Below are 12,469 nucleotides of genomic sequence, written 5' to 3'. Positions count from 1 at the left end.
GATGTCAACCTCTCGCGGTGAGATGCCGGGGTTCCCGCCCAGTCTCACCAGCGCGGACTGCGATTTTCCCTAGAGGCGTGCCGCGGCGGCGGACCACGGGGGCGCACCGGACACGGAGGGGGGTCCGTGTCCGGTGCGGTACGGGTCGGGACACTGGGCGCGGAGTCCGTGTCCGGTGCGGTAGGGGTCAGCCGCGGGGGGTCGGTGCGTACGCGGTGAGCCACTCCTCCATGATCTGCGCGGTCAGCGCCGAGTCCTCGCGGATCATCGACAGATGGTCGGCGTCCACGGCCCGCTCATGGGCTCCGGCGACCAGGGGCGCGCGCTCCGCCGACGGCTGCTGTTCGATCGGCCGGTCGTCGGTTCCGAACAGCTGCCTGGCGCATTTCACCAGCAGTACGGGGGCGCTGGTGTGCTGTACCCGGAGCCGGCTGAGGAGGACCATCCAGCGGCCCATGGCGGACAGCCGGGCGTTGGTGAGCCGGACCACCGGGCCGTCCGCGGAGCCGTCCCGGGGTTCCGTGTTGGCGAAGTTGAGGCGCATCACGCCCCGGTAGTCGATGCCTTCTCCGTCGTTGTGCTGGAAGCTGTAGGTGTCCAGCAGCACCACGCCGGCGGGCCTGATGCCCCAGGTGTGTTCCAGGAGTCCGGCGGCCGCGTAGGCGAAGGAGCCGCCCGAGGAGTGCCCGACGAGGACGAACGGATTGCCTTCGGCCGCCCGCAGGGCGCTTTCGGCGATCACCCGGGTGGCGACCTCCGGGGTGGCGGGCAGCCGTTCCCCGGTTTCGAAACCGACCAGCGGCAGCGCCGCGACCTGGCGCTGGTCGCGGAAGTGCGCGGCGAGCCTGGCGTACTGGTGGATACCGGCGTTGGCGGTGGGTGCGCTGACGCAGATCAGCCGGGGGGCGGCGGGCCCGTCGGAGAGTTTTGACGCGTAGGGCAGATCCTCCAGTTCGGCGGATTCCTCGAAGACGGGGCGGAGCGCGGCCAGGGCGGCGAGCATGCGCTGGGCTTCGGTGACCTTCCCGGCGGCCAGGGCGTCGGTGAACAGCCGCTCCAGTGAGCCGGGTTCCGGTTCGCCGGAGGTACGGGCCAGGCCGGTGCCGGCGCCCGCGGTGTCCTCGCCGCGGGCCTGTTCGGCGAGTTCGCCGCGGAGCCAGCCGGCCAGGCCGGTGGGGGTCCTGGTGTCGAAGACGACCGTCGCGGACAGTCGCATACCGGTGCCTGCGGCCAGCTTGTTGCGCAGTTCGACGGCGGTCAGCGAATCGAATCCCAGCTCGTAGAAGTCCCGTTCGGCGTCGACGGCGTCGGCCGAGGCGTGGCCCAGCACGGTTGCCGCCTCGGTCCGTACCAGATCGGTGAGATAGCGCAGCCGGTCCTTCTCGCCGAGGGCGAGGAGCTGCCGGGTGAGATCGCCGGTGGCGTCGCCGCCCGCGGTGTTGGCGGCGGTGCGCCGCGCGGTGCGGACCAGGCCCCGGAACAGCGGGGGGACCTCGCCCTGCGGGCGCATCCCGGCGCCGGTCAGCCCGATCGGGATGACGAGCGGTTCGGCGGAGCCGAGGGCCGCCTCGAACAGGGTGAGTCCCTGGTCGATGGAGAGCGGGGGCATACCGCCGGACTGCATCCGCCGCATGTCGGTTTCGCTGAGTTCGCTGGTCATGCCGGCGTCCTGCACCCAGGGGCCCCAGGCCAGGGAGGTGCCGGGGAGTCCGAGTTCCGTGCGGTGTTCGGCGAGGGTGTCGAGGAAGGAGTTGGCGGCGGCGTAGTTGCCCTGGCCGGGGCTGCCCATGACACCCGCGATGGACGAGAAGGTGACGAAGGCGGCCAGGTCGAGGCCGCGGGTGAGTTCGTGGAGGTGCCAGGCCGCGTCGACCTTGGGCCGCAGGACGTCCGACAGCCGTGCGGGCGTCAGCGAGGTGATGATGCCGTCGTCCAGCACACCGGCGGTGTGGACGACGGCGGTGAGCGGGTGTGCGGCCGGGATGTCCGCGATCAGGGCGGCCGCGGCCGCCCGGTCGGCGGTGTCGCAGGCGGCGACGGTGACGGATGCGCCCAGGGCCTCCAGTTCGGCGGCCAGTCCGGCGGCGCCGGGCGCGGCCGCGCCGCGCCGGCTGGTGAGCAGCAGGTGCCGGCTGCCCCGCGCGGCCAGTCGGCGGGCGAGGTGGCGGCCGAGTGCGCCGGTACCGCCGGTGATCAGGACGGTTCCCTCGGGGTTCCATACGGGCGGCATGGTGAGCACCGTGCCGTCCAGGGGTCCGCTGTCCGGGGTGCGGGTGCGCAGGACCGTCCGGGCGTGCCGGATGTCGTACGAGGCGGCCGGGCCGGCCGGGGCGGCGGCCCGGGCCCAGGTCCAGTCGTCCGGGACGGGTGCGAGGCCGCTCCTCGGGAGGACGGCGAAGGGGCCGGCGGCGGCCGGTTCCGTACTCATCACCCGGTCGCCGGTGCGCAGGCCGGTCACGCCGGGTCCGGTGGCGCTGACGGTGCCGGCGATCCGGGCGGCCGGGCCGTCGGTGACTTCGCCCGTCAGGCCGGCGGCCGCGACGCGGACCCGTACTTCGCCTTCGGTGAGCGGCCGGGCCGGGCCGGGGCAGGGCACCAGCCGCAGCTCGCCGTCCGCGCCGTCTTCGGCCAGGGCCAGCCGCCAGCCCTCACCTGCCGGGGGCAGCAGGCTCGGGGCGGTCGCCAGCCGGGCGAGCCGGGCGACGTGCAGGACTCCGTCGCGTACCGCGAACTGGGCCTCGCCCGCGGCAAGCGGACCGGCGAGCCGGGCGACGGCCTCGGCGACGTCGGTGTCGCTCTCGGTGTCGAGGAGGGCGAACCGGTCCGGGTGCTCGGAGTTCGCCGAACGCACCAGTCCCCACGCGGCTCCGCCCGCGAGGTCGTCGACGGTGTCGCCGTCGGCGGCGCGGATCGCCCGGCGGGTGACGAGGAGGAGCCGGGAGGCGGCGAACCGCTCCCCGTCCAGCCATTCCCGTACCAGGGCCAGTACCTGATGGGTCAGTGTGTGCACGGCGGCGGGCACCTCGCCGCCGGTGCACTCGGGCAGCGGTACGACGACCAGTTCCGGCACTCGGCTGCCGGGCCGGGCGAGTTCGGCGAGGGTGGCAGTACGGGTGCCGAGGCCGTAGGGGTCGTCTGCGCCGAGCGCGACGGCGGCCGGCACCGCGGAGGACGCGTCCTCCGTGCCGGCCGGGATCCATTCCAGCCGGAACAGCGGCTCACGGTCGGTGGCGCGGGCGGTGCCGGGTCCGGTGCCGGCGGCGGACAGGGTGACCGAAGCGGCGGACAGGACAGGGGCGCCTTCGGCGTCGTACGCGTCGATGACGACCGTGTCCTCGCCGGACCGCGCGAGGCGCACCCGCAGTACGGAGGCGCCGCCGGCGTGCAGGGTCAGGCCCTGCCACGCCTGCGGCTGCGGCAGCTGCTCCTCGTCGCCGAGGCCGAGGAGGGCGGCCGCGTGCAGGGATGCGGCGGAGAGCGCCGGGTGCAGGCCGAACCAGCGGGCGTCGTCGGCTGCCTCGCCGTCCAGCCGTACCTCGGCGAACACCTGGTCGCCGTGCAGCCATGCGGCGTGCAGGCCCCGGAAGACGGGCCCGGGTGCGCGGTCGCCGTAGAAGCCGTCGAGGTCGACGGCCGCGGCTCCGGCCGGTGGCCACACGGCCGGGGCCGGGGTCGCGGTGAACGCCCGCGCGGTCAGGACGCCGGTGGCGTGCCGGGTCCACGGCTCGTCGGGGGCCGCGTCGCCCGGTCGCGCGTAGCAGGCGACCGTACGGTCTCCGCCGGCCTCGTCGGGTGCGCCGACCCAGACCTGGATGACGGGTTCGGCACCGCCGGAGAGCGGCAGGGGTGCGGTGACGGTGAACTCCCCGACGTGTCCGCAGCCGACCTGGTCGCCCGCCTGGACGGCGAGTTCGAGGAAGGCTGTGGTGGGGAAGTGGGTGGTCCCGCCGGTGCGGTGGTCGAGCAGCCACGGGTGGACACGGAGCGAGAGCCGGCTGGTGAACAGGGTGCCGTCGGCTCCGGCGAGCGGGACCGCCGCACCGAGCAGCGGGTGTTCGGCGGGCACCAGACCGGCCGAGGTGACGTCCCCGGACAGGGGCGCGGGGCGCGGCCAGTACCGGTCGTGCTGGAAGGCGTAGGTGGGGAGGCCGGTGCGGCGGGCTCCGGTGCCGTCGAAGAGCTTCGGCCAGTCGACGCCCACTCCGGTGACGTACAGCCGGGCCAGGGCGGTGACCAGCGCGGTCTCCTCGGGCATATCCGCCCGCAGGGCCGGTACGCAGATGCTGTCGGTGTCGCCGGGGCTGTCGGGGCTGTCGTCGCCGAGGGTCTGTGGGACCAGGGCCGCGAGGGTGGCGCCGGGGCCGACTTCCAGGAACGCGGAGGTCCCCGCTTCGCCCAGGGTGCGCACGGCGTCGGCGAAACGGACGGTTTCCCGGACGTGCCGGACCCAGTAGCCGGGGTCGCGGAGCCGTTCGGCTCCGACCTCGGTGCCGGTGAGGGTGGAGACGAGCGGAGTGTCCGATTCGGCGACGGCCAAACCGGCCACAACGGCCCGGAACTCGTCCAGCATCGGGTCCATCAGCGGCGAGTGGAAGGCGTGCGAGACCCGCAGCCGCGTTGTCTTCCGCCCTTTCCGCTCCAGATGGCCCCGTACGGAGTCCACGGCTTCGGTGGCGCCCGAGACGACGACCGCGTTCGGTCCGTTGACGGCGGCGACCGCCAGCCGCGTGGTGAGCAGCGGGCGTACTTCCTCTTCCGAGGCCTGGACGGCGGCCATGGCACCGTCTTCGGGCAGCGCCTGCATCAGCCGGCCGCGGGCGGCGACCAGGGTGCAGGCGTCGGGGAGCGTGAACACGCCCACCGCATGGGCGGCGGCGATCTCGCCGACGGAGTGTCCCGCGACCAGGTCCGGGCGTACGCCGAAGGAGGCGAGCAGCCGGAACAAAGCCACCTCCACGGCGAACAGCCCGGTCTGGGCGTACTCCGTCCGGTCGACCGGCTCGGGGTCGTCCCCCCAGATCACCTCGCGCAGCGGCCGCTCCAGGAGCGGATCGAGCTGCGCGCAGACGGCGTCGAAGGCCTCGGCGAACACGGGGAAGCGGCCGTACAGCTCCCGGCCCATACCGAGGCGCTGTGCGCCCTGCCCGGAGAACAGGAAGGCGGTGGTGTGTCCGGCGGCTTCTCCGCGGGCGACCTCCGTGCCGTCGATGAGCACGGCCCGATGGGCGAGGGCGGTCCGGGAGGTGGCGAGGGAGTGGCCGATATCGAGCGGGTCCCGGCCCACGGCGTGGGCCGTGAGGCGGGTGAGCTGGTCGGCCAGGGCGGCGGGGCCGGCCGCGGACACCGGCCAGGGTACGGCGGAGGGCTTCGGGGACGGTGCTTCGGACGCTTCGGCGGGCGGGGCTTCGGCGGGCGGGGCCTGTTCGATGATCGTGTGGGCGTTGGTGCCGCTGATGCCGAACGAGGAGACTCCGGCCCGCCGGGGGCGGTCCGCCCGCGGCCACGGCCGGGCCTCGGTGAGCAGTTCGACGGCCCCGGAAGTCCAGTCGACGTGTGTCGAGGGTTCGTCGATGTGCAGGGACTTCGGCAGGATGCCGTGGTGCAGCGCGAGGACGGTCTTGATCACACCGGCCACGCCGGCGGCGGCCTGGGCGTGCCCGATATTGGACTTCAGCGAGCCGAGCAGCAGCGGCCGGTCCGGGTCCCGGTCCCGGCCGTAGGTGGCCAGCAGCGCCTGGGCCTCGATGGGGTCGCCGAGTGCGGTTCCGGTGCCGTGGCCCTCTACGGCGTCCACATCGGCGGGGGTGAGTCCGGCGGCCGCGAGGGCTTGGCGGATCACACGCTGCTGGGAGGGCCCGTTGGGGGCGGTGATGCCGTTCGAGGCGCCGTCCTGGTTGACGGCGGAGCCGCGGACCAGTGCCAGCACCTCGTGTCCGTTGGCGCGGGCGTCGGAGAGGCGTTCCAGTACGAGCATGCCGACGCCCTCGGACCAGTTGGTGCCGTCGGCGGTGTCCGCGTACGCCTTGCAGCGGCCGTCGGCGGCCAGGCCGCCCTGGACGGTCATCCCCGCGAAGCCGACGGGGGTGGCCATGACGGTGACTCCGCCGGCCAGGGCGAGTGAGCATTCGCCCGCCCGCAGTGCCTGGGCGGCCGAGTGCAGGGCCACCAGGGAGGAGGAGCAGGCAGTGTCGACGGTGACGGCGGGCCCTTCGAGGCCGAGGGTGTAGGAGATGCGCCCGGACAGCACGCTGGAGGCGAGGCCGGTGCCGGCGTGGCCGCCGATGTCCTCGCGGGAGTTCATCATCAGTGTCGCGTAGTCGAGGCCGCTGGTGCCGACGAATACGCCGGTGGGGCTGCCGTGCAGGGAGCCCGGTGCGATACCGGCCCGTTCGACGGCCTCCCAGGAGGTTTCCAGCAGCAGCCGCTGCTGCGGGTCCATGGCGAGGGCCTCGCGGGGCGAGATCCCGAAGAAGGCGGCGTCGAAATCGGCCACGCCGGGGACGAATCCGCCTTCCAGGGTGGCGCTGCGGCCTCGTCCGTCGCGGTCGCCGGCGCCGAGCGTTCCCAGGTCCCAGCCGCGGTCGGTGGGGAAGGGTTCGATGCCGTCGCGTCCGGTGGAGACCATCTGCCACAGATCCTCGGGCGTACGGACCCCGCCGGGGAGACGGCAGGCCATCCCGACGATCGCGATCGGGTCGTCGTCGGGGGCGGGGCCGGCTGTCCGGGCCGCCTGGCCGTCCGGCCGCTGTTCGCCGAGGAGTTCGCCGAGCAGGTGCTCGGCGAGGCCGGTGGCGGTCGGGTAGTCGTAGACGGCCGTGGCGGAGAGTTTCAGGCCGGTGGCCAGGTGGAGGCGGGCGGGGAGTTCGACGGCGGTGAGCGAATCGAATCCGAGGTCCCGGAATTTGCGGTCGGCGGAGACGGCGGCCTTGCCGCTGTGGCCGAGGACCGCGGCGACGTGGGTACGTACGAGGCCGGTGACGAGGGCGAGCCGTTCGGCGGTGGGCAGGGCACGGAGCCGCAGGGTGAGTTCGTGTGCCTGTGAGGTGATGTCCTCGCGGGCTGCTTCGGCGTCGGCGAGGGCCTGCCGGGCGGCGGGGATTCCGGCCAGCAGCGGGTTGCCCCGCAGTCCTACCAGGGTGTCGAGGATATGCGGCTGCCGCAGGTCGAGCAGGATCAGGGTCGGGTCGGGCCGGGTGACGGCCTGCCACAGGGCGGCGAGCGCCAGTTCGGGGTGGACTGCGGGGACGGCCGTACGCCGTGCGGTGGTTCCGTCCCGGCCGGTGCCGGGGCCGGTGGCCGGGGCTTCACCGGAGGGTGTACGACCACCCGCTGTGGCGGTCCCCGCCGGGTCGGCGGTCCGCTCGTGGCCGACAGGCCCGGTGGCGTCCGTGCGGGCGGTGGCGGGTTCGGGTTCGCCGTCCATCCAGGCGCCCCAGGCCAGCGAGGTCGCGGGCAGGCCCCGTGCGTGGCGCTGCTGGGCCAGCGCGTCGAGGACGGCGTTCGCGGCGGCGACGGCCGCCCGGCCGGGTGTGCCGACGGCGCCGGCCACGGACGAGAAGAGCACGAACGCCGACAGGTCGCGGCCGCGGGTCAGTTCGTCCAGGTGGAGTGCGGTCAGTGCCTTGGCCCGGTGGACGGCGGTCAGCCGCTCCGGGGTCAGATCGTCCAGTACCCCGTCGTCGACGGTACCGGCCGCGTGGACCACGGCCGTGAGCGGATGCGCGGCGGGGACGGCCGCCAGTACGGCGGCCAGGGCGTCCCGGTCGGCGGTGTCACAGGCCACGACGGTGGCTTCGGCGCCCAGGGATCGCAGTTCTTCGACGAGTTCGGCACTGCCGGGCGCGTCGGGGCCGCGGCGTCCTACGAGCAGCAGGCGGCGTACACCGGCGGCCGCGAGCCGGCGGGCGGTACGGCTGCCCCGGCCGCCGGTTCCGCCGGTGAGCAGCACCGTCCCGTCGACGGCGCCGGGCTGCCCGCCCGTGTCCACTCCCCCGGCGAACAGCGTCGCGCCGTCGGCGGTGGCGGCCGGCCGGCCCGGGGCGGTCGCCCCGGCGGGCGCGGGCACCAGCCGTCGTCCGTACACGGCGGAGTCGCGGACCGCGATCTGGTCCTCTCCGTCGAGGCCGGCCAGGACGGCGCCGAGCCGCCGGGCGGCCCGCGCGTCGAGGGCTTCGGGAAGGTCGACGAGCCCGCCCCAGCGCTGTGGGTGTTCCAGGGCGGCGACCCGGCCGAGTCCCCATACACCGGCCTGGACCGGGGAGGGCAGATCCTCGGTCCGGGCGACGGCGACCGCGCCCCGGGTCACACACCACAGGGGTGCCGTGATCCCGGCGTCGGCCAGGGCCTGGAAGAGGAGGGCCGTCGCCACGGTGGCGGTCTCGTCGGGGGCCGGGAGGGCCAGCACGCCCGTGAACTCCGTTCCGGGCTGCCGGAGTTGCTTCAGCAGTGCGGCCAGTGACGTCCGGTCCGTTCCGGCCGCCACGGCGAGGTGGGGGGCGCCGGGTCCGGCCACTGCCCGTACCGAAGCGGCCCAGTCGTCGTCCGCGCCACCCGCGGGTTCGACCACGAGCCACGTCCCGGCGGGTGTGCCGTCCGCCACCGTGTCCAGCGGCCGCCATGCCTCCTGGAACCGGAGGGCGTCGAGCAACGCCTGATCGCGGCGGTGCCTGCGCCAGTTCGACAGTGCGGGCAGTACGGCGCCGAGCGCCTCGCCGTCCACGTCCAGGCCGGTGGCCAGGGCGGCCAGGTCCTCGCTTTCGACAGCCGTCCAGAACTCCGTGTCGGCGGGATCGGCGTGGGGCGGGGCGGGGCGGGCGGCGGTCCCGGTCTCCGGCCAGTGGCGGGTGCGCTGGAAGGCGTAGGTGGGCAGGTCGACGTGCCGGGCGGCGGTGCCGTCGAAAAGCCGTGTCCAGTCGACGTTCACACCGCTGACGTGCAGCCGGGCCAGACCTTCGATCAGGGCCCGCTCCTCCGGCCGGCCGGCCCTCAGCGCGGGTACGGCGACGCAGGAGGCGTCGTCGTCCACGCCGATGGCGGTACGGGTGGCGGCCGTGAGGGTGCCGTCGGGGCCGAGTTCCAGGAACGCGGTGGCCCCGGCCTCGCGCAGCGCGCCGAGGCCATCGGCGAAGCGGACGGTCTCGCGGACGTGCCGCACCCAGTAGTCGGGGGTGGTGACCAGGCCCGGTCCGGCCACCGCACCCGTCAGGTTCGATACGAGCGCCGACCGCGGTTCGGCGAAGGTGATCCGGGCCGCCACGGCCCGGAACTCGTCCAGCACGGGGTCCATCAGTGGGGAGTGGAACGCGTGCGACACCCGCAGCCGGGTGACTTTGCGCCCCTCGGCCTCGAAGTGCGCACCGATCCGCGCGACCGCGTCGGCGGCTCCGGACACGACGGCCGAGGACGGCCCGTTGACCGCCGCGATCGACGCCAGGGCCGGATCGAGCAGCGGCCGCAGCTCCTCCTCCGTGGCCTGGACGGCCATCATCGCGCCGCCCTCGGGGAGGGCCTGCATCAGCCGCCCCCGGGCCGCGACGAGCGCACACGCGTCGGCGAGGCCGAAGACGCCGGTGACATACGCGGCGGCGATCTCGCCGACCGAGTGACCGGCCACGAACTCGGGCCGGACACCGAGTGATTCGACCAGCCGGAACAGCGCGACTTCGACGGCGAACAGCCCCGCCTGTGCGTACGCCGTACCGTTCAGCTCCTCCTCGTCCTCGCCCCACAGGACCGTACGGAGAGGAAGGGCGAGGTGCTCGTCGAACGCCGAGCACACGGCGTCGAAGGCCTCGGCGAACACCGGGAAGCGCGCGTACAGCTCCCGGCCCATGCCGAGCCGCTGGGAGCCCTGCCCCGAGAACAGCACGGCCGTGATCCGGCTCTCCGCAGCCGTCCCGCGGGCGATCTCGACGCCGTCGACCAGCACGGTCCGGTGGTCGAACACGCCGCGTCCGGCTGCCAGCGAGTACGCCACGTCCAGCGTGGGCGGGGTGCCGGGCAGCAGGGCCAGCCGGTCCGTCTGGGCGTCGAGCGCGGCCTCGGATGCACCGGACACCACCCAGGGCACCACGGTGGGCAGCACGGCGGGTTCTCCGGCCGGTGTCCCGTCCGGCGGGGCCTGTTCGATGATCGTGTGGGCGTTGGTGCCGCTGATGCCGAAGGCCGACACGGCGGCCCGGCGCGGCCGGGCGACCGCCGGCCACGGTGTGTTCTCCGTGAGCAGCCGCACTTCACCGGCGGACCAGTCGACGTGCGTGGAGGGTGCGTCCACGTGCAGAGTCCGCGGGACGGTGTCGTGCCGCAGGGCCATGACCATCTTGATCACACCGGCCACCCCGGCCGCGGCCTGGGTGTGCCCGATGTTCGATTTCAGCGAGCCGAGGAGCAGCGGCGGGCCGTTCTCGCCCCGGTCCCGGCCGTAGGTGGCCAGCAGGGCCTGCGCTTCGATCGGATCGCCGAGGGTGGTGCCGGTGCCGTGTCCTTCGACCACGTCGATATCGGCGGCCGTGAGGCCCGCGTTGGCGAGGGCCTGTCGGATAACCCGCTGCTGGGCGGGCCCGTTGGGGGCGGTGAGGCCGTTCGAAGCGCCGTCCTGGTTGACGGCGGAGCCGCGGACCAGGGCCAGGACCCGGTGTCCGTTGCGGCGGGCGTCGGAAAGCCTCTCCAGGACGAGCACGCCGACGCCCTCGGACCAGCCGGTGCCGTCGGCGGCGTCCGCGTACGCCTTGCAGCGGCCGTCGGTGGCGAGGCCGCCCTGCCGGGTGAAGCCGGGGAACCCCAGCGAGGAGGACATCACGGTGACGCCTCCGGCGAGGGCGAGTGAGGACTCTCCGCTGCGCAGCGACTGGGCTGCCAGGTGCATGGCCACCAGGGAGGACGAGCAGGCCGTGTCCACGGTCACGGCCGGGCCTTCCAGCCCGAAGGCGTAGGAGACCCGCCCGGAGACGACGCTGGCCGCGAGCCCGGTACTCGCATGGCCTTCGATGTCCTCGGGGGAGTTCATCACGAGGGTCAGGTAGTCCTGGCCGCCGGTGCCGACGAACACACCGGTCGCGCTGGAACGCAGGGCTGCCGGGTCGATGGCGGCGCGCTCGATGGCCTCCCAGGAGGTTTCCAGCAGCAGCCGCTGCTGGGGGTCCATGGCGAGGGCCTCGCGGGGCGAGATCCCGAAGAAGCCGGCGTCGAAATCGGCCACACCGTGCAGGAATCCGCCTCTCGCGGTGGCGCTGCGGCCTCGCCCGTCCGGACCGTCACCCGGCCCGAGGAGGGTGTCCAGGTCCCAGCCGCGGTCGGTGGGGAAGTCTGCGGTCCCTTCCCGGCCCTGGAGGACGAGGTCCCACAGGTCTTCGGGCGAGTCGATGCCGCCCGGCAGCCGGCAGGCCATGCCGACGATCGCGATCGGATCGTCGGACACTCCGGTGGCCACGGCGGCAGGAAGGCGTACGTCTCCGTTCTCGTCGAGCAGCTCGGCGAGGAGATGGGTCGCCAGCGCGGTGGGGGTGGGATGGTCGAAGACGAGGGTGGCGGGCAGGCGCAGGCCGGTGACCTCGGTGAGGCGGTTGCGCAGTTCCAGTGCGGTGAGGGAGTCGACTCCCAGGTCGTGGAAGTCCCGGGCCGCGCTGATTGTCTGTGCGGAGGCGTGTCCGAGGACGGACGCGGCTTCCGTGCGCACCATCTCGACCACGGTACGGGTGCGTTCGGCGTCGCTCATGTCCTCCAGCCGGGTGGCGAGGGCGACGGCTGCCGCTGCCCCGTCAGCGGTGGTCGCGGCCATCCGCCGTCGGCCGCGGACCAGCCCGCGGAACATCGTGGGTACGTCGCCGAGCAGCCGTGCCCCGGCTCCGGTGGCGATCCGGCCGAGGGGGACGAGGTGGGGGTGGTCGGTGGCCAGCGCCGTGTCGAGTAGCGCCAGCCCCTGCTTGACGGAGAGCGGCTGAACACCGGAGGAAGCGATGCGCTGCCGGTCCGCTTCGGACAGGGTCGCGGTCATCCCGCCCGTCGGCGCCCACGCACCCCAGGCCAGCGACTGCCCCGGCAGACCCTCCGCACGACGGTGCACCGCCAGCGCGTCCAGAAACACATTCGCAGCCGCATAACTGCCCTGCCCCGCCGAACCCATCACACCCGACACCGACGAGAACATCACAAACGCCGACAGACCCATACCACGCGTCAACTCATGCACATTCCACGCCCCGTCCACCTTCGGACGCAACACCCCCGACACCCGCTCCGCCGTCAACGACGTCACCACACCGTCGTCCAGCACACCCGCCGTATGCACCACCGCCGACAACTCCACCCCCGACAACACGCCCGCCAACGCCTCCCGATCCCCCACATCACACGCCACCACCGAAACATCAGCACCTGCAGCAACCAGTTCGTCCCGCAACTCCACCGCACCCTCAGCCGCCAACCCCCGACGCGACACCAACAACAAACTCCGCACCCCATGCACAGCCAC

The 12,469-nt window shown here is 74.0% G+C and carries 1 protein-coding gene; it reads right to left on the bottom strand.

Annotated elements, in window-relative coordinates; translation table 11 throughout:
• Nucleotides 1–187: 187 nt before the first annotated feature.
• Nucleotides 188–12,469: type I polyketide synthase (locus ACIQ9E_RS29445; protein WP_403712206.1), on the bottom strand; the 12,282-nt coding region annotated here is incomplete at its 5' end.

Origin of the sequence: Streptomyces sp. NPDC094448 (assembly GCF_044763775.1) — a bacterium.
GTDB lineage: Bacteria > Actinomycetota > Actinomycetes > Streptomycetales > Streptomycetaceae > Streptomyces.
Note: the sequence above shows the minus strand (reverse complement) of the source record. Positions and strands in the feature narration are given on the sequence as shown.